Annotated in this window: 15 protein-coding genes, 1 tRNA gene and 2 pseudogenes; 10 read left to right on the top strand and 8 right to left on the bottom strand. The window is 72.9% G+C overall.

Annotated elements, in window-relative coordinates; genetic code table 11:
- Positions 1-45: 45 nt before the first annotated feature.
- From rpmB to ABTX62_RS08930, 5 genes and pseudogenes are all read left to right on the top strand, one after another.
- Positions 46-279: a 50S ribosomal protein L28 gene (gene rpmB, locus ABTX62_RS08945; protein ID WP_352115608.1), complete on the top strand. Its 234-nt coding sequence runs from the start codon at positions 46-48 to the stop codon at positions 277-279.
- Positions 279-432: pseudogene (locus tag ABTX62_RS37875) on the top strand (30S ribosomal protein S14); the annotation flags it as partial. The gene rpmB and the pseudogene ABTX62_RS37875, both read left to right, overlap by 1 nt.
- Positions 433-519: 87 nt before the next feature.
- A pseudogene (locus tag ABTX62_RS37870) lies at positions 520-666 on the top strand (uS14 family ribosomal protein); the annotation flags it as partial.
- Positions 667-819: 153 nt separating this feature from the next.
- Positions 820-1,326 carry a hypothetical protein gene (locus tag ABTX62_RS08935; RefSeq protein WP_352115518.1) on the top strand — a complete coding sequence of 169 codons (507 nt, stop codon included), beginning with the start codon at positions 820-822 and terminating at the stop codon, positions 1,324-1,326.
- A gap of 234 nt (positions 1,327-1,560) precedes the next feature.
- Positions 1,561-2,094, top strand: a complete 534-nt coding sequence (locus tag ABTX62_RS08930) for a DUF4232 domain-containing protein (protein WP_352115517.1) — start codon at positions 1,561-1,563, stop codon at positions 2,092-2,094.
- Positions 2,095-2,176: 82 nt separating this feature from the next.
- Here the strand turns inward: ABTX62_RS08930 and ABTX62_RS08925 are convergent, their stop codons facing one another.
- Positions 2,177-3,277, bottom strand: a complete 1,101-nt coding sequence (locus ABTX62_RS08925; RefSeq protein ID WP_352115516.1) for a DUF2786 domain-containing protein — start codon at positions 3,275-3,277, stop codon at positions 2,177-2,179.
- 98 nt (positions 3,278-3,375) lie between these two features.
- On the opposite strand from ABTX62_RS08925, the gene ABTX62_RS08920 reads away from it, so the two are divergent.
- Both ABTX62_RS08920 and ABTX62_RS08915 read left to right on the top strand, forming a co-directional pair.
- The gene (locus ABTX62_RS08920) at positions 3,376-4,116 is read left to right on the top strand and encodes a Clp protease N-terminal domain-containing protein (RefSeq protein ID WP_352115515.1); all 741 of its coding nucleotides are present in this window, start codon (positions 3,376-3,378) and stop codon (positions 4,114-4,116) included.
- A gap of 128 nt (positions 4,117-4,244) precedes the next feature.
- Positions 4,245-5,951 carry a bifunctional 3'-5' exonuclease/DNA polymerase gene (locus ABTX62_RS08915; protein ID WP_352115514.1) on the top strand — a complete coding sequence of 569 codons (1,707 nt, stop codon included), beginning with the start codon at positions 4,245-4,247 and terminating at the stop codon, positions 5,949-5,951.
- An 85-nt stretch (positions 5,952-6,036) separates the two neighbouring features.
- Here ABTX62_RS08915 and ABTX62_RS08910 read toward each other — a convergent pair whose 3' ends face one another.
- Both ABTX62_RS08910 and ABTX62_RS08905 read right to left on the bottom strand, forming a co-directional pair.
- A complete protein-coding gene (locus ABTX62_RS08910) occupies positions 6,037-8,985 on the bottom strand; it encodes an AfsR/SARP family transcriptional regulator (protein WP_352115513.1) in 2,949 nt (982 codons plus the stop codon).
- 334 nt (positions 8,986-9,319) lie between these two features.
- Positions 9,320-10,213: a glycosyltransferase family 2 protein gene (locus ABTX62_RS08905; RefSeq protein ID WP_352115512.1), complete on the bottom strand. Its 894-nt coding sequence runs from the start codon at positions 10,211-10,213 to the stop codon at positions 9,320-9,322.
- A 207-nt stretch (positions 10,214-10,420) separates the two neighbouring features.
- On the opposite strand from ABTX62_RS08905, the gene ABTX62_RS08900 reads away from it, so the two are divergent.
- The 3 genes from ABTX62_RS08900 (at position 10,421) to ABTX62_RS08890 (ending at position 12,443) form a co-directional block, all read left to right on the top strand.
- Positions 10,421-11,302, top strand: coding sequence for an AraC family transcriptional regulator (locus ABTX62_RS08900; protein ID WP_352115511.1), 882 nt, complete (start codon positions 10,421-10,423; stop codon positions 11,300-11,302).
- A gap of 467 nt (positions 11,303-11,769) precedes the next feature.
- Positions 11,770-12,024: a type II toxin-antitoxin system VapB family antitoxin gene (locus ABTX62_RS08895; protein WP_062049103.1), complete on the top strand. Its 255-nt coding sequence runs from the start codon at positions 11,770-11,772 to the stop codon at positions 12,022-12,024.
- Positions 12,024-12,443, top strand: a complete 420-nt coding sequence (locus tag ABTX62_RS08890; protein WP_013001762.1) for a PIN domain nuclease — start codon at positions 12,024-12,026, stop codon at positions 12,441-12,443. Before ABTX62_RS08895 ends, ABTX62_RS08890 begins: the two co-directional genes overlap by 1 nt.
- A 667-nt stretch (positions 12,444-13,110) precedes the next feature.
- Here the strand turns inward: ABTX62_RS08890 and ABTX62_RS08885 are convergent.
- The 5 genes from ABTX62_RS08885 to tmk all read right to left on the bottom strand — a co-directional run bounded on the left by ABTX62_RS08885 (position 13,111) and on the right by tmk (position 22,444).
- Complete coding sequence (locus tag ABTX62_RS08885) at positions 13,111-15,195, bottom strand: hypothetical protein (RefSeq protein ID WP_352115510.1); 2,085 nt, start codon at positions 15,193-15,195, stop codon at positions 13,111-13,113.
- Between the two features lie 679 nt (positions 15,196-15,874).
- Positions 15,875-15,951: transfer RNA gene (locus ABTX62_RS08880), tRNA-Thr, on the bottom strand.
- A 106-nt stretch (positions 15,952-16,057) separates the two neighbouring features.
- Positions 16,058-17,680 carry an alpha/beta hydrolase gene (locus ABTX62_RS08875; RefSeq protein ID WP_502997921.1) on the bottom strand — a complete coding sequence of 541 codons (1,623 nt, stop codon included), beginning with the start codon at positions 17,678-17,680 and terminating at the stop codon, positions 16,058-16,060.
- Positions 17,681-17,804: 124 nt separating this feature from the next.
- The gene (locus ABTX62_RS08870) at positions 17,805-19,010 is read right to left on the bottom strand and encodes a DNA polymerase III subunit delta' (protein WP_352115509.1); all 1,206 of its coding nucleotides are present in this window, start codon (positions 19,008-19,010) and stop codon (positions 17,805-17,807) included.
- Positions 19,011-19,144: 134 nt separating this feature from the next.
- Entirely contained in the window at positions 19,145-22,444 is a 3,300-nt protein-coding gene (gene tmk / locus ABTX62_RS08865) for a dTMP kinase (protein ID WP_352115508.1), read from the bottom strand.
- Positions 22,445-22,529: the final 85 nt, after the last annotated feature.

Genomic DNA, 22,529 nt, shown 5'->3' with positions numbered 1-22,529 from the left:
ATGACTTCCATTTCCATCGCTTGCCCGGAGAGGTACGTCACCACCATGTCCGCGCACCGCATGCCGACCGGCACCCGGCCCGGTTTCGGCAACCGCATCTCGCACTCCCACCGGCGCACGTCGCGCCGGTTCGACCCCAACCTCCAGTCCAGCCACTGGCTACCGAACGAGGGCCGGTACGTCCGGCTCCGGCTGAGCGCCAGGGAGATCAAGACCGTCGACACGATCGGGGTCGAGGCGGCCGTCGCCCGGATCCGCGCCCGGGGAGCGAGGGGCTGATGGCCAAGAAGAGCGAGATCGCGAAGAAGGACCGGTGGCAGGAGATCGTCGCGCGTCACGCCGCCCGGCGGGCCGAGCTGAAGGAGATCATCCGGCGGCCCTCGTCGACGGAGGCCGAGCGGCTCGCCGCGCAGGCGGAGTTGCGCAGGCGGAGTTGCGCAGGCGGAGTTGCGCAGGCGGAGTTGCGCAGGCGGAGTTGCGCAGGCGAAGTTGCGCAGGCGGAGTTGCGCAGGCGGCAGCGACGCGAGTGCCACGCGCGTGCGCAACCGCAGCCAGGTGGACGGCCGGTCGCGCGGCTGCTTCCGGGCGCTGGGCTGTCCCGGAGTCGGTCTGAGGGAGCAGGCGCACGCGGGGTATCTGCCCGGCGTGCGCAAGTCGTCCTGGTAAGAGGCGTTTCCGAGGGCCCCTTGACGTGCCCTGGTACCTTGCTGCGATCGTTCCGGCCAGGAGGCCGGCCGGTGCCGTGCGTACCGGCCGGCCGGTCGACCGGTCGGTCGGCCGGTTCGGACGGCTACAGCTTGGGGGCTTGCAGTGTCATCGGTGATCTTCTCGCGCCGCTCCGGCGCCGTGCGTGTCGCGGCGGCCGCCGCGGGGCTGGCGAGCGCGCTCGCGCTGACCGCGTGCAGCAGCAGCGGCGACTCGGGCGACGACTCGGCCTCCAGCCCGACCCCGTCCCCGTCGGCGTCCGCCGGAACGGACGGCGGCTCGGGCGACACCGGCTCCGGTGGGCCGGCCGGCGAGCTGGAGGGCAACTGGCTCGCGACGACCGGCGGCAAGGCCGTGGCCCTGGTGATCACCGGGAAGCAGGCCGCGCTGTTCGCCACCGGCGGGAGCGTGTGCAGCGGCACGGCGGCTGAGGAGTCCGGGATGCGGATGATCCGCCTGAAGTGCACGGACGGTTCCAAGGACCGGGCGTCCGGCATGGTCGACTCCGTGAACGGGAACAGCCTGAAGGTCACCTGGGAGGGCGGCCTCGGGGCGGAGACGTACACGAAGGCGGAGGGCGGCAAACTCCCGACGGGCCTGCCGACGGCGGGCCTCGACTGACATCTGGCCTCTGCCCCCTGGCCCCTGGCCCCTGGCCTCTGACCCTGGCCTCTGACCCTGGCCCCTGGCCCCTGGCCCCCCGGGCCTCTGATGGGCGGGCCGCGACCGCCCGCGGGCGATGCCGCCCGTCCGGCGTTCGGGGGAATCACAGGGGGTGCGTGCCCCTGGGGCAGGTGCGTGCGTGATGATCCAGGGGCCCGGAGCCGCTTTCGTTCGACACGCCCAGAGGACCCCATGCGCACCTACCCCCTCCCCCTCCCCCTGGCCGCCGCCCTCGCCGCGACGGTCCTGCTGACCGGCTGCAGCGACGACAAGGCCGGTGGCGACGACGTCAAGAACGCGGACCGCCCGAGCGACTCGGCCTGTGCGCTCGGCGACATGGGGGTGGAGGTCGGCGCAGGCGCCGCCCCGGCCGCCGGCGACACCGGCACCGTCACCGTCACGCTCACCAACAAGGGCGCTCAGTGCACGCTGAAGGGCTTCCCCGGCGTGGATCTGATGTTCGAGGGCGGCACGACGTCCGTCTCCCCGGACGAGGGCGCGAAGGCCCGGTCGCTGACCCTGGGGGAGGACGGCACCACGTCCTTCACGATCACGTATGTCCGGGGCGAGGCGGGCTCCGCGAAGAGCCTCGACGTGCACCAGGCGTCCTTCACCCTGCCCGGCGACACCAGGACGGCGCACGAGCTGGAGTGGACGTACGGCGAGGTCGCCCGGACGGAGGGAACGGAGGCCTCGGTGAGCGGCTTCGAGACCTCGGGCGACTGACGGGGGACCGGCTGACGGGAGACCGACTGACGGGAGACCGACTGAGGGTAGACCGACTGACAGAAGACCGGCGCGGAGGAGATCAGCGCAGCGGCGGCCGGTGCCGGACCTGGGCCCGGTCCGCCGCCCGCGCGCCCTCCGTCCAGCCCGCCGCGTCGCTCGCCCCGCGCAGCCGGGTCGTGGTCGTCTGCGGGAACATCCGGTCCAGCCGCCCGGTGACCGCCACCTCGCGGGAGGCGAGGACCGGGAGCAGGTCGTCGGTCACCTGGGTCTCGGCGGCCGCTGTCAGACGGGTGCCGATGCGGTGGGCGTAGGCCGCGAGGAACGACTGCCGGAACGTCTTGGTGCGCTTGCGGCCACCGGTACGCTGCGCGGCCTCCGCCTTGGTCATCGCGGATGTGGCCTGCACGAGGAGTGAGGTGTAGAGGAGTTCGACCGCCTCCAGGTCGGTTTCGAAGCCGACGACGGTGGAGAAGCCGAAGGGCTCGTTCCATACCGCCCGGCAGTGGTTGGCATCGGCGACGGCGTCCAGCAGTACCGCCTTGGTCTGCTCGTACGGTGGCTCGACACCGATCCGGCAGGCCCCGGGTGTGTGTGGCGAGGGCGCCCGCGCCGCAAGCAGCGCCTCGTCGACACTGTGCCGGGCCATCAGCTCCTGCGCCTTGGCACTGAGCGCCTCGGCCTCCTCCGGGAAGCCGGTCGCCTCCGCCTTGGCGAGCAGGGCGCGGATGCGGGTGAGCATGCGGGACTCGGTGGGCGCCTCCCCGGACGCCTCGTCGAGCGCCTCCAGCGTCGGCAGCCGCAGCAGCAGCCGGTACAGCTCCAGCACGGCCGTGGCGTGCGAGAAGCGGTCGGTGCGGGGCGGGGCGTCGGCGGGCAGGTCCGCGAGCTGGGCGTTCCAGCGGCGGCCCCGGGGCCCATCGGTGGGTGCCTGTGCGCGGATCAGCGCTGCGGCGAGCAAGACGTGCACCTCGTCCAACTCGCGCCGAACGAGCCGTACGACGTCGGCCGGCTGCCAGCCGCGCCGCCAGGCCGCCGCCACGAACTCCTGCCCGCGCAGGGCGAGTTCGGCGTCCGCCGCCGGGTCGGAGGCGAGCAGGGACGCGCCGGTGTCGAGGGCCGTCTCGCCGGTCGCGTAGAGGGCCGCCGCGAAGGCGCGGTCGACGGTGCTGGACGTACTCACGGGCCGATGGTGCCACGCCGTCGTGGCGGAAACGGAACCCCCCGACCGACTGTCAACCCAAGGTTGACAGTCAAGGGGGCGCAACCTACGGTTGACACATGACGAACCCCGACACCACGTCATCCATCCGTCTCGACGACCTCATCGCGGCCATCAAGAAGGTGCACGAGGAGCCGCTGGACCAGCTCCAGGACGCGGTGATCGCCGCGGACCACCTGGGCGACGTGGCCGACCACCTGATCGGCCACTTTGTCGACCAGGCCCGGAGGTCCGGCGCGTCCTGGACCGACATCGGCAAGAGCATGGGCGTCACCCGGCAGGCCGCGCAGAAGCGGTTCGTGCCGAAGGAGTCGGCCGACCTCGACCCCGGCCAGGGCTTCAGCCGCTACACCGTGCGCGCGCGGAACGTGGTCATGACCGCCCACAACGAGTCCAGGGCCGCCCGCAACGCCGAGGGCGTGCCCGAGCACCTCGTCCTCGGACTGCTGGCGGAGCCCGAGGGCCTCGCCGCGAAGGCGATCGTCGATCAGGGCGTCTCCCTCGACGCCGTCCGCGAGGCGGCGACGGCGGCGCTCCCACCCGCCGTCGACGAGGTCCCGGAGCTGGTGCCGTACGGCCAGGCGGCCAAGAAGGTCCTCGAGCTCACCTTCCGTGAGGCCCTGCGCCTGGGCCACAACTACATCGGCACCGAACACCTCCTGCTCGCCCTGCTGGAGCACGAGAACGGCGAGGGCGTCCTCAGCGGCCTCGGCGTCGACAAGGAGCGGACGGAGCGGTACGTCGCGGCGGTGCTGGAGAAGATCGTGCAGGCGCAGAAGCAGGTGCTGGACGAGTCCTGAGGGCCCCTGCGTCGGCAGAGCGTCACCAGCAGAGGACAGCCCAACAGGGCGTCGGCCGGACCCCCGGCCACGCCCACCGGGGCCTGATCATCAGCGGCGATGTCAGACCCCCCTGGCACACTCGCGGCATGGCCGACCGGTGGGCACTCGCTCCGGCCGAGGACGGTGGCGTGGACATCGCCCCCCTCGGCCCGGACGGGCTGCCCTCCGGCCCGGTGCGGCGGGAGGCGGATCCCGCCGAGGCCGTCCGGAGCCGTCCCGGCGTCTCACGCTGGGTGTGGCGGTCCACCGCCGAGGTCTACCCGCGCCTGCTCGCCGCGGGAGTGCGAGCCGAGCGGTGCTACGACATCGAGGCCGCCGAGACCCTCCTCCTCGGCCAGGAGGGGCGGTACGGGGAACCACGCTCGGCCGCGGCCGCCCTGGCCCGGCTGCGGGGCGGCCCCGTACCACCCGATCCGCCGCAGCGTTCCGCCGAGCCGGGCTCCCAGTCCGCCCTGTTCGAGCCCCAGGGCGTCCACCTGCCCCTGCCGGACCTCCTCGCGGTCTACGCCGAGCAGCAGCGGCGGCACGAGAGCGCCGAGCACCCCGACCGCATGCGGCTGCTGACGGCCGCCGAGTCGGCGGGCATGCTGGTGGCCGCCGAGATGAACCGCGCCGGGCTGCCCTGGAGCGCCGAGGTGCACCGCGCGTTGCTGCACGACCTGCTGGGCGAGCGCTACGCGGGCGGCGGCGAGCCACGCCGGCTGGCCGAGCTGTCCGACGAGGTGTCCGCCGCGTTCGGCAGACGGGTCCGGCCCGACCTGCCCGCCGACGTGGTCAAGGCCTTCTCCCAGGCCGGTGTCAAGGTCGCCTCGACCCGCCGTTGGGAGCTCGAGTCGGTCGACCACCCTGCCGTGAAGCCCTTGATCGAGTACAAGAAGCTGTACCGCATCTGGGTGGCCCACGGCTGGTCCTGGCTGCAGGACTGGGTTCGCGAGGGCCGCTTCCGGCCCGAGTTTCTCGCGGGCGGCACGGTCACCGGGCGCTGGGTCACCAACGGCGGGGGCGGGCTCCAGATCCCCAAGGTGATCCGGCGGGCGGTGGTCGCCGACCCCGGCTGGCGGCTCGTCGTCGCCGACGCCGACCAGATGGAGCCGCGCGTCCTCGCGGCGATCTCCCGCGATCCAGGCCTGATGGAGGTGGCCGGCCGGGAGAGCGACCTGTACCAGTCCGTCTCCGACCGCGCCTTCTCCGGTGACCGCGCCCAGGCCAAACTCGCCGTGCTCGGCGCGGTCTACGGCCAGACCTCCGGTGACGGCCTGAAGAACCTCGCCGCCCTCAGACGCCGCTTCCCCCAAGCGGTGGCGTACGTCGACGACGCGGCCCGGGCCGGTGAGGAGGGCCGGCTCGTGCGGACCTGGCTCGGCCGGACCTGCCCGCCCGCGGCCCGGGGGACGGACGACGCGGCCGAGGAAGCCGGCATCCCCACCGGCTCCGTCGCCCCCGAGGACGGCGACCAGCCCGGCACCGGTGCCCCGTGGGTGCCCGGCTACGCCTCCACCAACGCCCGCGCCCGCGGTCGCTTCGCCCGTAACTTCGTCGTCCAGGGCAGCGCCGCCGACTGGGCGCTGCTGCTGCTCGCCGCGCTGCGCAAGAGCTGCGCGGAGCTGGCGGCCGAACTGGTCTTCTTCCAGCACGACGAGGTGATCGTGCACTGCCCCGTGGAGGAGACGGAGGCGGTCGTCGCGGCGATCCACGAGGCGGCGGCCCTGGCCGGGCGTCTGACCTTCGGTGAGACGCCCGTCAGGTTCCCGTTCACCACGGCGGTGGTGGAGTGCTACGCGGACGCCAAGTGATCAGACGAGTGATCGGACGAGTGATCGGACAAGGGATCGGACAGGGGATGAGACAGGAGGGCCAGACAGGGGGTCAGACGGAGGGTCAGACGGGGGAACCCAGCAGCTCACGCAGTTCGGCGGCCACCGCCCGTTCGTCCGTCCCCTCCAGCGCCGCGAGAGCCGAGCACCACGCCTCACGCGCCTGGCCGAGGTGCCCGCGCTCGCGCAGCAGCAGTCCGTGCTGGTGGCGGGCGAGAGCGCCGGTGTAGTGGTCGGCGCGGGCGTCGGCCCGGCCGAGCAGCTCGGCGCACTCGCGGACGGCCCTGCGGCCGCGGCCCAGCAGCCGTAGAGCGCGCACCAGGCCGAGCCGGGTCCGGGACTCGCCGTGCCAGTCGCCGTGGTCGCCGAGGATGCGCAGGCTCTCCTCGAAGTGCGGGAGCGCGGCGGCCGGTTCGCCGAGCCGCAGATACGCGTACCCGATGTTGCAGTGCGCGGAGTGCCGCACGATGACGGCACCGATCTCGTCCCCGAGGGCGAGCGAACGCCGGTGCCGCTCGATCGCGGCCCTCGGATCGGTGTGCTCGATGAGGTTGCCGAGGTGGCTGTGGGTGACGGCCTCGCCGTACGGGTCGTTCAGCCGGCGGGCGTACTCCAGGCTCCGGGTCAGCGTCTCGCCCGCCTCGGTGGGCCGGCCGAGCCCGTCCAGCAGCAGGCCGCGGTTGTTGAGGCAGCGGCGGATCCAGGAGGGGTGGTCCAGCCGGCGCCAGATGGCGAGCGCGAGGTCGTTGAGGGCGAGGGCCTCGTTCCGCCGGCCGGTGAGGAAGTGCAGCCCGGCGAGGTCGACCAGCGCGTACGCCTCCGCCGCCGCGTCACCGAGCCGCCGCGCCACCCGGAGGCCGGCCTGCCCGAGCACCGCCATCTCGGCGACGCGGCCCCGTCTGTGCGCGTAGGGGGCGATCAGCCGGACGAGCCTGCACACCAGGCCCGCCCGCCGGGGGGAGGGGTCGTCCGCGTACCGCCGGACCAGGGTGACGATGTTCTCCAGCTCCCGGTCGCCCCAGACGAAGGCCTCCTCCGGGGCAGCGAAGGGGGCGACGGCGAGGTGGGACGCGTGGCCGCTCGGCCGGCTCGCGGTGGGGCGACGGCGGTCGTCCTGGTCGGGGCCGGGTTCCACGATGGCGACGAGGACGCGCTCGGCGACGGCCGCGTACCAGTGCAGTGCCGTGTCGACGGTGTCGTCGCTGTCGTGGGCGTCCCGCTCGCCGGCCGGCTCGCGGGCGAAGTCGCGCACCAGGTCGTGCGGTGCCCAGTGGCCGTACGTGGTCTCCTCCAGCAGGGCCACGTCGAGGAGGCGGTCCAGGGCGGCCTCGGTGCGGGGTTCGCCGATACCGGTGAGGCGGGCGAGCAGAGGGGCGCCGTACGCGGGCAGGTCGAGCGCGCCGATGCCGCGCAGGGTGCGGGCCGCGTCCCGGTCGGTCTCGCGCTCGGACGCGGCGAGCGCGTCGTGGGCGACGGCCAGGGAGCGCCGGACGCTCAGGTCGTCGTAGTCCAGGTGGTGCAACCGTCCGTCGGCGGCGGCCAGTTGCCCGGCGAGGACGTCGGGGGTCAGCGCCCGGCGGGCGGCGAGCCGCGCGGCGACGACGCGCAGGGCCAGCGGGAGACGGCCCGTGAGCCGGACGAGGAGACGGGCGGCGTCCGTGCCGTCCAGGCCGTCGCGGCCCGAGGCGGCGCGCAGAAGCTCGGCGCCTTCCTCGTCCGACAGCGGGGCGAGTGGGAACCGGGCCGCGCCGTCCAGGGCGGTCAGCGGCGAACGGCTGGTGACGATCACCCCGCATCCGGGGCCGCCCGGCAGCAGCGGCCGTACCTGTGCGGCGCTCGCGGCGTCGTCCAGCACCAGCAGCGTCCGGGTCGGCGCGAGCAGCGAGCGCAGCAACGCGGAGGCCGCGTCCACGTGGTCCGGGATGCGGCGGGGTTCGGTGCCGAGGTCACGCAGCAGGGCGGTGAGCGCCTGACCGGGGGTGAGGGGGATCACGCCCGGGGTGGCGCCGTGCAGGCCGAGGTGGAGCTGCCCATCGGGGAAACGTTTCTCCAGCTGATGGGCGACATGCAGCGCGAGCGCGCTCTTGCCGACACCGGCCATACCGCTGATGACGACGGTGGGATGCGCATCGGGTGCCGTGAGAACGCGGCACAGGGAATCGCGCACGGCGGTGCGTCCGACGAAGTGGAGTGGCGGCGGAGGCAACTGGGCGGGCGACGGTCCCGGTTCACGGGGCTGCGCCGAACCGCCCTCCCCCACAGCTCCCCGCAGCACTTCCCCATGGGCCTCCCGCACCCCCGGCCCCGGCTCGACGCCGAGTTGGCCGACGAGACGGGTGCGCAGATCGCGGTGGACGGCCAGGGCCTCGGCCTGTCGGCCGGTGCGGTACAGGGCGAGCATCAGATGCCGGTGGAACACCTCCCGAAGCGGATACTCGCCGGTCAACGCGGCAAGCTCCGGCACCAGTTCACGCACCCGCGGGCCGCCCAGTGCCAGCCCGGCGTCGTAGCGCCACTCCAGAAGCAGCAGCCGGGCCTCGCGCAGCCGCTGTGCGAAGGCGTACCCGCCCACCTCGGACGGCAGTCCGGCCAGCGGCGCGCCCCGCCACAGCGCGAGCGCGGCCTCGCACTCGCGCACGACCCGCTCCCAGTCCCCGTCGGTGTGCGCGGCGCGCGCCGCGGTGACGTGGGCGTCGAAGACGTGGACGTCGAGATCACCCTCGTCGAGCCGCAGCACATACCCGGACGGCACGGTGCGCAGCCGCTCGGGATCGTCGAGCAGCCGCCGCACCCGGGCGATGTGATTGTGCAGCGAGGCCTGGGCGGAAACGGGCGGTGCCCCGCCCCACAGGGCGTCCTTGAGCGCATCGACGGAGACGACCCGCCCGGCATCGAGGAGCAACGCGGTCAGCAGGCTCCCGGACTTGGGGCTCGCGACGATCCTGGCTTCACCGGGGCCGCCGCCCCGGGCGTCGTAGAACAGCGCCGGCGGCCCCAGCAGCCCGAACCGCATACCCCCGTGGCCCCCCGCCTTGACGCGTTCCCACCTCTGGGCGGCGAACTCCCGCCACCTCGACCTTCATCCGCTCCACCGCGACCGGCCGCCGTTCCGGCCCTCCCGGACCTCGGTTCGGCGACTTCCGGCCGATCGGCGGACGACGCAACGGCGAACCGTTGGCCACATGTTAGCGATCGGTTGGCAAAGCCTGATGTGATCACTGCATCGGATCTGGCCCGGCGGTACGCGCGTCTGGACGCGCGACTCGGGGGAGTGTCGCCGCCGCGGCCGGGTCCGGGTCCCGGTCGGCGGAGGTGAACGGCCGGGGCCTCTCCCTCCCTCCGGCACGTCAGATGACGGGCGGCCGCCCCAGTCGGGTGAGCCGCCACACCGTCCGCCACCGCATGGGCCGCCGCTCCCCCGCCGGCTCCCGTAGGCCTTCCACGAAACCCCCGCACCACGCGCGCAGCCCGGCGCCCGACCTGTTCCGGGCCAGGGTGAGCAGCACCCACACACCCAGATGGACCGGGACGAGCGGGAACGGAAGCCGGCGACGGGCCAGCCAGACCCTGTTGCGGGCGTTCACCCGGTAGTAGATGGCGTGCCGGGCGGGCGAGGTCTTCGGATGCCGCAGCAGCAGCTCCGGCGCGTACAGGATCCGCCACCCGGCATCCACGGCGCGCCACGCGAGGTCGGTCTCCTCGTGGGCGAAGAAGAACTCGGCGGGCCAGTCACCGATCTCGTCGAGCATCACCAGGCGCAGCGCATGCCCGCCGCCGAGGAAGCCGGTGACGTAACCGCCCCGGCCGGGGTCCGCGTTGCCGATCCGGGGCACGTGCCGCTGCTGCGTCTCACCGAGCTCGTCGACGATACGGAAGCCGACGATGCCGAGCCGCTCGTCGGCGGCGTACAGGTCGCGCACCCGGCGCAGCACATCGGGGTCGACGAGCAGACCGTCGTCGTCCAGATCCACCACGACGTCGATGTCGCCGAACTCGCGCAGCCGCGCCAGGGCCGCGTTGCGCCCGCCGGGGCAGCCGACGTTCTCGTCGAGCTCGACGGCGGTGACCTCGCCGGGCAGCGACAGCCGCCGGGCGAAGTCGGGCAGCGGGCATCCGTTGCCGACGACGACGATCCGCTCGGGCGGCACGTCCTGCTTGGCCACGGACTCCAGCAGGGCGTCGACCTCCTCGGGCCGGTTGCCCATCGTCACCACGGCGACGGCGATCCTGGGCGCCCCCATGTCCTCACCTCATCCGGTCGGCAACTGACGGGTCGACGGGCGATGCTAGCCGCTCACGGCGGCGACGACCGGCGTACGCCCGCCCGACGGCGGTTCGCCCTCGCCGACCAGCGCGGGCGGCCACCCGACCGCAGCGGGCACGGGATGTCGGGTGCTGCGGGACCCGCGCTGCCTAGCGTGAGGACACGAAAAGGAAGGACACCGGACGTGCTGGACCGGCTCAACCAGGCGATGGACCGGATCGAACAGAACCTCGACGGAACCGTCGACGCAGCCGACCTGGCGCGTACGGCGTACACCTCGGAGTACCACCTGCGCCGCATGTTCTCCGCCCTGGCAGGCATGCCCCTGTCGGAGTACATCCGCCGCCGTCGGCTGACGGTCGCGGGCGCGGAGGTGTTGTCGGGGGACGCGACGCTGCTGGAGATCGCGGTCCGCTACGGATACGGCTCGGGCGAGGCGTTCGCGCGGGCGTTCCGCGCCATGCACGGCGTGGGTCCGGGCGAGGCCCGGCGCACCGGCGCCGCGCTCGTCTCCCAGCCCCGGTTGACCTTCCACCTCACCCTCGAAGGGAGCCGCAGCATGCACTACCGCGTCATCGACCGCCCGGCCTTCACCGTCACGGGCTTCAAGACCCGGATCCCGCTCGTCCACTCCGGCCCGAACCGGGCGATCATCGACTTCGTCCGTGGCCTCGACAAGCCGGCCGTGGAACACCTGGGGAAACTGTCCGACCAGGAACCGCGGGGCGTCGTCGCGGTCTGCGACGACCTGGATCCGAGCCGTGCGGAGGGCACGGAACTCGACTACTACCACGCCGTGATCACCTCGGGCCTCGCCCCGGCCCCGGCGCCCGAGGGCACCACCACGCTCCCGGTCCCGCCGGGCACCTGGGCGGTCTTCACCACGTCGGGCCCGGCCCCCGAGGCCGTCCAGGAACTCTGGCGCGACGTGTTCACCGAGTGGTTCCCGTCCAACCCCTACCGCACCCGCCCCGGCCCGGAGATCCTCCGCACCGCCCTGTCCGACGACGGCACGAAGGCCGACGCCGAGCTGTGGCTTCCGGTGGAACGGGAAAGCACCCGCTGAACCACGCGAAAACCCCAGGCCGGATTGCGTCCGGCCTGGGGTTTCAGTGGAGCCGCCTTCGGGATTCGAACCCGAGACCTACGCATTACGAGACCATGAGCGATCATGTTGTCTGGTGCCTTGCCGTGCTACACGGTGACGTTTTTCCTGATCAGCGCATGCGCAGCAGGTTGACCCGTACCACCCCGTGATGCACTGTCCAAAGGCGTCTGTCCATCGGCTGTCCACCGACGGGGCCGCTTGGTCGGCCGCATCCCGCCGCCCCATCGCTTCTAGCGAAACCCCCGACAGGGGCGGAGCCGGCATGAGGACGACTGTCCATTTCTCACAAGGAGCGACCGCGCGACACGTCACCATGAACGCCGCGGCCTCCATCCACTACGGGACCTTCGACCGAAACGATATCTATCATCGTCAATGAATGGTATCGTTTCACGGACGAAAGTATCGCCGAGAGGATCATCCACATGGCCAGAACCGTCATCGACCTCGATGAAAACATGGTCACCGAGGCCATGCGCATCTTCGGGACCAAAACGAAAGCCAAAGCCGTCCGCCTCGCCATGGAAGACGCCGTCAAGAGGCACCTGCGGCAGGAGGGCTTCGACGCCATGGAGGCCGGCGAGCTCGACTTCAGTGAGATCGTCGAGAACACCGGGCCCCGCAACGCAGACGGCTCCCTCAAGCACAACGGCGACCGCGACGGAGGCCGGGCCGCCTGATGCAGGACCGCTACCTGATCGACAAGTCCGCACTCGCCCGCTGGACGAAGCCGAGCGTCAAGGAGGTACTCAAGCCTCTGCACGAGCGCTACCTCCTCGCCGTATGCCAGCCCACCGAATTCGAGATGATCCACTCTGCACGGGACAGCTCGGAAGCAACACGGATCAGCACCTGGCTCCACGCCTTCGACTACCTCCGCACCGACGACGACACCTTCACACGCGCTCTCGAGATCCAGCGCCATGCCCTCAACGCGGGCTTCCACCGCGCCCTGTCCCTTCCCGACCTGCTGATCGCCGCCACAGCGGAACTGAACCGGCGAACGGTCCTCCACTACGACGGTGACTTCGACATGATCGCCTCCCTCACCGGCCAACCCACCGAATGGGTCGTTCCGCCCGGCAGTGCCGACCGATGAGCATGTCGGCCTTCCCCGCCTCCGATGAGTGTCCGGTGTCACTCTGGGCGATCGCTTGGGGTGTGGCAGCCGCCCTCCGTCAGCGCGCCGGTCGCCCTGTACAGCCCCGCTCTGCGCGGATCCCAGCAGGGCCTGGACCGGGCTCCGGGCGAGCCTCGTCGAACTGGCCCTCGCCGTCTTCTGATCGCGAACGCTCCCTCGGCCGGTTCGACCTGCCGGGACGGCGGCGAGGGTTGTCGCCACCGGCCTGACGCTCCTTATCCGGCGGATGGACCCGACGGCGCTGGAGGACCGAGCCGCCCGCCTGGAAACAGAACGCGCCCAGCGCGTCCGGCTCACCGCGGCGATGGGGCGCTCACGGGCCGCGCGAGAGATGGGCGCGCTGGCAGGCCCCGCGCCGCGGCCCCGGCCACACCATCGCCCGCCAGCTGCAGCACCTCACGCACGGGGCCACGACGCAACGCGGCAAGCAGCGCCACCCAGTCCTGCGTGTGGAGCGCGCCTCGTACGGCTCGCAGCCCGTCCTCGTCCCATCCCTCGGCCACGGCTCCGACCGTAGCGCGCCACCGGGGACGTACGACGCACGGTCCACCGGTTTCCCGCCGCTCGACGCCGTGCCGGTGCCGGTCTCACCCGGCGCCTTCATGAGCAGGCGGTCATGCGCTGGTCAGCGGTGCCGCTTGCGGCCACTCTTGCCGGCGGTGCGCCGCCGCTGCCGGGCGCGGCCGAGTCGGGCGGCGGGAGTACGCAGTGCCCGGGCCGCGAGCTGCCCGAGCTCTTCGAGTCCGGCCCGGTCAGGATGCCCGGACTCCAGCGCGGCGGCAACCGCGTCCCTGACCTCGGAGCCCTGGGCACGCAGCACCTCCTCGGCACCGTCCCCGCCGCCCGCCAGTTCCACGAGCTGGAGCAGGCTCTCGGCGATCAGCAGCAGATGCTCGGCATCGGTCATGTCCTCGGGGGACAGCAGCTCACGGTGCGCCAGCGCGGTCAGCACGAGCGGCGCCAGCGCTGCGTCACCACGCAGCCCCCGCAGCAGCCGCTCGCCCTCACCGTCCGGCAACGCCGTCAGCAGTACGGCGAGCATCGCCTGCGCACGCACCCGGAAGGGCATGGACCGTACCGCCTCGACGAGTTGCCGCAGCGCGGCATCCCGCTCGCCACGGGCCGCGATCCAGCCGGCCAGCTCCACCCTTGCGGCATCCGGGTCGTAGTCGTCGGCCAGCACACCCAGCAGGCCCGCCGCCGGGGCATGAGCCAGCTCGCCGACCAGCGGTGCGTCCCTGCCAACCGCCAGCAGCCGCTGCCGTACCGCCCGGGTACCCAACTCGGTAAGACGGAGGAGCTCCACCGGCCCGGCACTCAGCTCCTCACGCAGGCGGCGGTCACGCTCCTGTGCCGCCGGGTCCGGCGCCGCCCCTGCTGCGCCCAGCAGCTCCGCGAGCTCCGGCGGCATGCCTTCGGGCAACTCGGGTTCAGCGGAAAGATCGACCTCGAGGAACACCGGATCGGTCATCCCCCGCTCACGCTCGATCGCGCCCAGGTCCGCGAGCATGTCGAGCACCGTGCACAGGTCCCGGTCGGCGTGCTCGAACCACATCCGGTGCTGGATGTCCGAACCACCGTCCAGCTGGAAGCCGGCCCGGTAGGCCAGGTGCACGGAGTCACGCAGCCGCGGCCAGGGCATCGGGTACGGCAGGCTGTAGAGCGTGTTCAGCACGTCCTCCAGCACGTCCTCGTAGACATCGAAGAGCATCGACTCGACGTGCCAGCCACTGCGCGGACCGATCAGGGCCTGCCGCATCTCGAAACACGCCTCGAAAGCGCGGAGCCACAGCTGAAGCGGGTCGGCCAGCACCGGCCGGGCCCTGGCCACCGCACACAACCGCCCCTTGACCACCCGTACCAGCCGCGCCTTCTTCGCCCACTCCACCAGCAGCCCCAGCCGCGGCAGATCGGCCGACGAACGCACCCCCTCGACCTTGTCGCCGGTACCCAGCACCTCCACCAGCTCACGGGCATCGGCCATCCGCAGCCGCCCCGCCGCCGTCACCGCGCGGCCGCCCTGCCCCGCCCACTCGGCGAGCCCGCGCAACTGTCCCACGATCGTCGAGGCCTCGGCCCGTCGGTGCAGCTCGTCGTCCGGGGGCAGCTCTACCGGCAGTTGCGGCTCGGCGCGAGCCGCACTGGACAGCGCACGGCCGGTCAAACGCCGTTCCATGATCACACCAAGGGCCTGCTGGTCGTAGCCGACCTCCCCGCGCTGCGCCCGCTCCGCGAACCGCTGCAACGCCGCCCCGTCCAGCACGTCCACGCCCTGCTCGGCCGCTGTCATCGCCCAGAACTTCGCCAAGCTCCAGCGGCTACGGTCCGCCATCGCCGCCGGATACCGCTCCGCGACCACGTCGACCGCGGCGAGGGAGTCCTCAAGTGCGGGGCCGCGCGGGTCCACCAGATGCGCGGCGTGCAGATAACGCAGCAGCGTACGCAGCGTGCCCGGGGCGTCGCCGCGTTCCTCACCGGGGAGTTCAGTGATGGTCTCCGGCAGCCAGCAGAGCAGCAGCTCCTCCACATGCCGCGGCTCCCACAACCCCAGCCGACCGTCGACAGTCGCCTGGTGCCGGTAATCCAGCGCCGCCTCCGCCATGAACCCGTCCACCGGCAGACCCTGCACCCCAGCCCACCGGACCAGGCGGACGACCAGCAGCCCGCACGCCGCCTCGAACTCCTCCTCGGCCCCGGCTTCGAACCGCATCCGCATGAACTTCGCCCAACCTGTTCGCAGCTTCCATGCTTTCCTTGCCGCGCCACGCTACCGCCGAACCGCGACGCACAACGCGGCCAGGGACAAGCGGCCAGTTACCCGCCAGGAGTGCGGTCACGTGTTGTCGCGGCACGACTGCGGTTCGCTCATCCGATCGGTGAGCCGACGGCGACGTCGGCACACTTCACGACAACGGGACGCGACGGAGAACCCGGGTGCGGAGGTATGCGAGAACCCTTTCCACCGACTGGCGAAAGACCCACCGTCGGATACCCGGCCGCCGAGACTGGCCCAAGGGGCCGACTACCGACGGATCGCCCGAGCCGGATGTGAGGGCTGTCGGGACCGGACAGTCCCCACGATGCCGATCGCTCCATCTGAGACCGGTGGATCCCCACCCGTCGACACAAGGGCAGCGGGAGTCTCCTGATGGAGCATCACGCACGGCTGTCCACCGGTTGTCCACCGGAGCCCTTTGCGCCAGCGTGATCCATCCCCTATGAGCGGGTAAAAGACCAGGTCGGAACCTTTGATCGTCGACCTCGTCACAGAAAACGAACCTCCGACCTACGCATTACAGTGCGCAGACCACAGGTGCCGGATTGGCCAGGATTCCAAGGTCAACGAATACAAGAAACCCCAGGTCAAAGGCCTGACCTGGGGTTCACCATGGAGCCGCCTTCGGGATTCGAACCCGAGACCTACGCATTACGAGTGCGTTGCTCTGGCCATCTGAGCTAAGGCGGCGCGCTGTCCGCACTATGGTGCGATCAGCAACGACGGTAAGTCTACACAGTTTCCGAGAGTGCTCCGCACCAGCCCCGGAGGCGGGCCTTCCGGGGCTGGTGCGGGGCTATGAGCAGCGCTTTCCGTCTGTGGGCGGGGTGCCGCGGAGGAGGTAGGCGTTGATCGTCCGGTCGATGCAGGAGCTGCCGCGGCCGTAGGCCGTGTGGCCGTCGCCCTCGTAGGTGAGCAGGCGCCCCGAGGAGAGCTGGCCGGCCAGGGCACGCGCCCAGCGGTACGGAGTCGCCGGGTCCCGGGTGGTGCCGACCACGACGATGGGCGCCGCGCCCTTCGCCTCGATGCGATGCGGCTCACCCGTGGCGTGCACCGGCCAGTACGCGCAGTTCAGGGCGGACCAGGCGAGGACCTCACCGAAGACCGGCGACGCCTTCTCGAACTCGGGCAGCGCCTTGCGCACCTCCTCGGGGGTGGCGAAGGAGGGTGGCAGGTCCAGGCAGTTCACCGCCGCGTTGGCGAACATCAGGTTGCTGTAGGCGCCGTCGGCGTCCCGCTCGTAGTAGCCGTCGGACAGGACGAGGAGCCCGGAGCCGTCGTTCTCCTTCATCGCGGTCGTCAGCGCCTCGCGCAGCTGCCCCCAGGAGCCCTCGTCGTACATGGCCGCGATCACGCCGGTCGTGGCCAGCGACTCGGTGAGCCTGCGGCCGTCGGCGTCGCCGGTGGCGGCGGGGCGGGCGTCCAGCTTGTCGAAGAACGCCTTGAGGTTCTCGCCCACCTGCTCGGGCGAGGTGCCCTTGCCGCCCAGCGGGCAGTCCGTCTGCCGCACGCAGTCCTTCGCGAACGACCGGAACGCCGTCTCGAAGCCCGCCGTCTGTTCGAGGTTCAGCCGCCGGGCCGGCAGCGACGGGTCCATCGCGCCGTCCAGCACCAGCCGGCCCGCCCGGTCCGGGAAGAGCCCGGCGTATGTGGCCCCCAGGAAGGTGCCGTACGAGGCGCCGACGAAGTTCAGCTTCTTGTCGCCGAGTGCCGCCCGCACGATGTCCATGTCCCGGGCCGCCTCCACGGTGGACACATGGCGCAGCAGCCGGGGCGCGTCCGCGCCGCAGCCCTCGGCGAACGTCCGGAACGCCGTGACCAGCCCGTCGGCCTCCTTCCCGTCGTCGGGCGTGTTGTCCGTCTGCGTGTGCGTGTCCATGGCCGGCCCGTCCAGACACTCGACGGGCTCGCTTCGGGCCACGCCGCGCGGGTCCACCGCCACCATGTCGTAGCGGGCACGCACCTCGGCCGGGTAGCCGATGCCCGCGTACGCCTGCACGTAGCGGATCGCCGAGCCGCCCGGCCCGCCGGGGTTCACGAGCAGTGAGCCCAGCCGCTTGCCCGGGCCGGTGGCCTTCTTGCGGGTGACGGCGAGACGGATGTCGCCGGAGGACGGCTTGGCGTAGTCCAGCGGCGCCTTGAGGGTGGCGCACTCGAAGCCCGGGACGCCGCAGTCGCGCCAGGCCGGCTTCTGGCCGTAGTACGACGAGAGCGCCGCGGGGGTGGCCTGTGGCAGCGCGACCAGCGCGGCCTCCGCCGCCGCGGAGGCGGCGGACGTCGTCGTGCTCCCGGAGGAGCACGCGGAGACGAGCAGCGCGGCCGTGGCGAGCAGACCGGCGGCGGTCTTGGCCCGGTTTCGCGTCATGCGGTGGAGGCCGCCGGAGCCGGAGGCGGAGCGGGGGATGCGCCTTGTGTCCATCCAGCGAGCGTAACTCTGCGCGACGATTCGAGCGCCCTGCGCACACGCCATGCCTCGTACGAGTTACGGCGTCAACCCGGCGTGCGGTTCGTGCGGCGGCCGGCCCGCTCGCCCTGCCGGCCCCTCAGCCCGCTCTGAGCGCCATCGTCATCGCCTCCACCGCGAGCAGCGGCGCCACATTGCGGTCGAGGGCGTCGCGGCAGGCGGCGATCGCCTCGATGCGGCGGAGTGTGGACTCCGGAGAACCCGAGCGGGCGAGGCGCTCCAGGGCGTCCTCGGCGTCCGCGTTGGCGATGGCCACGCGCGAGCCGAGCTGGAGGGCGAGGACATCCCGGTAGAAGGCCGTGAGATCGGTCAGGGCCAGGTCGAGGCTGTCACGCTGGGTGCGCGTTCTGCGGCGCTTCTGCTTGTCCTCCAGGTCCTTCATCACGCCCGCGGTGCCGCGGGGCATGCGCCCGCCCTGGACAGCGCCGAGAGCGGCCTTCAGTTCCTCGGTCTCCTTGGAGTCCATTTCCTCCGCGAGCTGCTTGGCGTCCTCGGCGGCCGCGTCGACGAGCTCCTGGGCGGCCTTGAGCGCACCGCCGATCTCCTCGACGCGCAGCGGCAGCCTGAGTACGGCGGCTCGGCGCTCCCGCGCGGCCGGGTCGGTGGCCAGGCGACGCGCCCGGTCGACATGGCCCTGGGTCGCGCGGGCGGCCGAGGCGGCGACGTCCGGCTCGACGCCCTCGCGGCGGACGAGCATGTCGGCGACGGCGTCGACCCTGGGCGTGCTCAGGTTCAGGTGGCGGCAACGGGAGCGGATGGTCGGCAGGACGTCCTCGATGGAGGGGGCGCACAGCAGCCAGACCGTGCGCGGAGCGGGCTCCTCGACGGCTTTGAGGACGGCGTTGGCCGACTTCTCGTTCAGCCGCTCGGCGTCCTCGACGAGGATGATCTGCCAGCGGCCGGTCGCCGGCGAGGTGAACGACTTGCGGACGGTGTCGCGCATGTCGTCGGCGAGGATCTGCGTGCCGACGGCCGCGACGGTGGTGACGTCGGCGTGCGTACCGATCAGTGCCGTGTGGCAGCCGTCGCAGAACCCGCAGCCCGGGGAGCCGCCGAGGGCGCGGTCCGGGCTGACGCACTGGAGGGCCGCCGCGAACGCCCGCGCCGCCTGGTTGCGTCCGGCCCCGGGAGGGCCCGTGAACAGCCACGCGTGCGTCATCTTCGACGCCTCCGGCGGAGGGGTGCCGGTGGTGGCCGCGGTGACCAGGGCGTCGGCGTCCCGAGCGGCGGCGGCCAGCTGCTCGCTCACCCTCTCCTGCCCGACGAGGTCGTCCCACACGGTCATGGGTCACGCCGCCCTTCCGTCACGTTCCGCGTTGCGAGATCCATTGTGGGGGCGACCACTGACAACGCCTGCCGCCCCCACCCGGCACCGCGGTGGCGGGGTCCGGGCTCCCGCGCGTCCGTCCGCCGGAGGCGTCAGCGCCCCCGGCCTCCCCTGCCCCGGCGTCCGCGCCCCTCGTCCGGCTCGTCGTGCGGTCCGAGCAGCTCGTCCGCCAGCGAGGGCAGGTCGTCCAGCGGCGTCTCCTCGGCCCAGTCGGACCGGCGGCGGCGCGGCGCCCCGTCGGCGTCGACGTCGACCTGGGGCATCTCCCGCGTCCGGTCGGTGCCCTCGGGCCGGGCGGCCGGGGCGTCCTCGCGGAAGTACCCGGGCGGAACCCGGTCCGCGCGCTCGTCACCTCGCACGGGCGGCAACACGGCCGTCTCCTCGGCATCCTCCGGGCTGACCGGGGGCAGTACCGCCGTCTCCTCGGCATCCGGGCGGACCGGAGGGATCACGGCCGTCTCGTCGGCGTCCGGGCGGACCGGGGGCAGTACCGCCGTCTCCTCGGCCGCACCGGCGTCCCGGTCGCGCACCGGCGACAGGACCTCGGTCTGGTCACCGGCCGACGGAACCGGCGGCTTCGGCAGCTCGGCGGTCACCTCCGCCTCGGAGGCACCGGAGGTCCGGCCCGCACCACGCTGTTCGTCCCGCACCGGGCGCAGCACCGTCGTGTCGTCACCCGCGCCACCGGGGGCCACCGCGGGCGTCGACACGGTCGCCGCGTCCTGAGCCGGAGCCGCGGAACCCGTGGCGCGCTTCGGGGCAGGGCTCTTGGGGCCGGCCTCGGCCGCGGCGGCCGCCGCTTCCGCGAGCCGTCGTGCCTCCTCGGCCCGCAGCAGCGCCTGCTCGGCCTTGCGCTGCTTCTCGAGGCGGAGTGCCTCGGCCTCGGCACGCAGGCGCGCCTCCTCCTCGGCCTGCTTGCGGCGACGCTCCTCCTCGACCTTGCGGCGGGCCTCCTCCTCGGCACGGGCCTTCTCCTCCGCGAGAAGCCGGGCCCGTTCTTCCTCGGCCTTCCGGCGGGCTTCCTCGGCGCGGCGCCGGGCCTCCTCCGCCTGCCGTTCGGCCTCGCGGCGCTGCGCCTCCTCCAGCTCGCGGCGCTTGCGCTCCTCCTCCTCGGCGCGCAGTTTGGCGAGCTGCTCCTGGCGCTCGCGCTCCAGGCGCTCCTCCTCCGCCTTGCGGGCGGCCTCTTCCTCGGCCTTGCGGCGGGCTTCCTCCTCGGCCTTCCTGCGCGCCTCCTCCCGGGCCTCGATCTCGGCCTCGGACAGCGGCAGCACCTGGTCGAGCCGGTGGCGGATGACGGTCGTGACGGCTTCGGGCTCCTGCCCGGCGTCCACCACCAGGTACCGCCCGGCGTCGGCCGCGGCCAGGGTGAGGAATCCGGCCCGCACGCGCGCGTGGAACTCGGCGGGCTCGGACTCCAGCCGGTCCGGCGCCTCGGTGAACCGCTCACGGGCGGTCTCCGGCGCGATGTCCAGCAGTACGGTCAGATGCGGCACCAGCCCGTCCGTCGCCCAGCGGTTGATGCGGGCGATCTCGGTGGGCGACAGGTCACGGCCGGCGCCCTGGTAGGCGACGGACGAGTCGATGTACCGGTCGGAGATGACGACGGCTCCGCGCTCCAGAGCGGGCCGTACGACGGTGTCGATGTGCTCGGCCCGGTCGGCCGCGTACAGCAGCGCCTCCGCGCGGTGGGACAGGCCCGCGCTCGACACGTCCAGCAGGATCGACCGCAGCCGCTTGCCGACCGGCGTCGCCCCCGGCTCGCGTGTCAGCACGACCTCGTGGCCCTTGCCGCGGATCCACTCGGCGAGCGCCTCGGCCTGCGTGGACTTGCCGGCTCCGTCGCCACCCTCCAGGGCGATGAAGAAGCCGGAGGCCGCGGTCCCCGGCTCCGGGTCGTCGCCGCCGAGCAGCGCGTCCTTCAGGTCCTGCCGCAGGGGCACGCCGGAACGGTCGTCGACCTTGGCCAGCACCAGCGCGGCGACCGGCAGCAGCAGGGCGCCGGCGAGCATCAGCGTGAAGGCCGCGCCGCCGTGCGCGAAGACGAACTTGCCGCTCTCCAGTCGGTGCGGGCCGATCGCCGCCGCCACCAGCGGGGCGATCACCGCGCCGAGCGCCACGCAGACCCGGACGACCGCGTGCAGGTGCTCCGTCGTGCGGGGGCGCCGGTACTCCTCGGTCTCCTGGTCGAGCAGGGTGTGGCCGATGTTGGCGGACATGCCCGCGCCGACACCGGCGAGCGCGAGGATCAGCAGCACGGTGGTGACGTCCGGGACCAGCCCGGCGGCCAGCAGGGCGACACCGGTGAAGGCGATCGTCAGCGCGAGCAGCCTGCGGCGGGACAGGGCGGGCAGGAGGGCGGGCGCCGTGCGGATGCCGACGACGACACCGCCGGTCAGCGCGGCCACGAACAGGCCGTAGAGTACCGGGCCGCCGCCCAGGTCCTTGGCGTGCAGCACGGCGACGGCGACCGCGGCCGACACCGCGGCGGCGACGGCGGCGCAGGCGAGGACCAGCAGTGGCATCGCGCCGGTGCGGCCCTTGTCGGTGCCGGTGCCGGTCTTCGGGCGGCGCAGCCCTTCGAGCGGCGACCGCGCGCGCGGGGTGCGCGTGCCGGGCAGTTCCAGGAAGGTCAGCACGGACAGGGACGCGGCGAAGAGCCCGGCGGCCACGTAGGAGGCGAGGGCCGCCTGGTGCTGGCCGAACCAGTCGATGCCGGCGCCGAGAAGGTTGTTGAACAGGGACGCCACGACCAGCGCGACGGCCGCGAGGGGGATCGCCACGAAGCCGGTGCGCAGGGACAGGCGGCGCAGGGCGTCCATGTGGTCGGGCAGGGGCCGGACCGTCGCGCCCTCCGGCGGCGGGGCGGGCAGCAGCGCGGGAGCCGCGCTCTCGCGGCACACCGTCCAGAACCGCTCGGCGCCCCCGGTGACGAAGGCCGTGACGAGAAGGACGGCCAGTGCGTCCTCGGGCGTCCAGTCGATCCACAGGGGCGCGACGATGAGCAGCGCCGCGCGCAGCCCGTCGGCGCCCACCATGGTCCAGCGGCGGTCCAGGGGGCCGTCCTGCGAGGTGAGGGCGGTGAGCGGGCCGAGCAGCACGGCGCCGAACAGGAGCGTCGCGAGGATGCGCACCCCGAAAACGGTCGCCACTGCGAACGCCACGCCGCGGTAGCCACCCCCGAACGAGCCTTCGGCGACGGCCGCCTGGAGCGCGAGGACGACCAGCACGAGGAGGGCGAGGGTGTCCCCCGCACCTCCCACGAGCTGTGCGCTCCACAACCGCTTCAGCTGCGGTCGGCGCAGCAGGGCGCGGACGGCCCGCTCGCGGGAGTCGGCGACCAGGGCATCGTCGGGGGCGGGCTGAGGGGCCGTTGGGTGGTCGGCTCGCGTCATGCGTTCAGCCTATCGGGAGCCACCGTCACGCTGGAGGGCGCGGGCTGGCATGCGCACGCCCCGACACCGAAGTGTTGCCGGGGCG

The organism is Streptomyces sp. NPDC096046 (assembly GCF_040303285.1).
GTDB lineage: Bacteria > Actinomycetota > Actinomycetes > Streptomycetales > Streptomycetaceae > Streptomyces.
The sequence above is the reverse complement of the archived record's forward strand: the minus strand, read 5'-3'. Positions and strand labels throughout refer to the sequence as shown.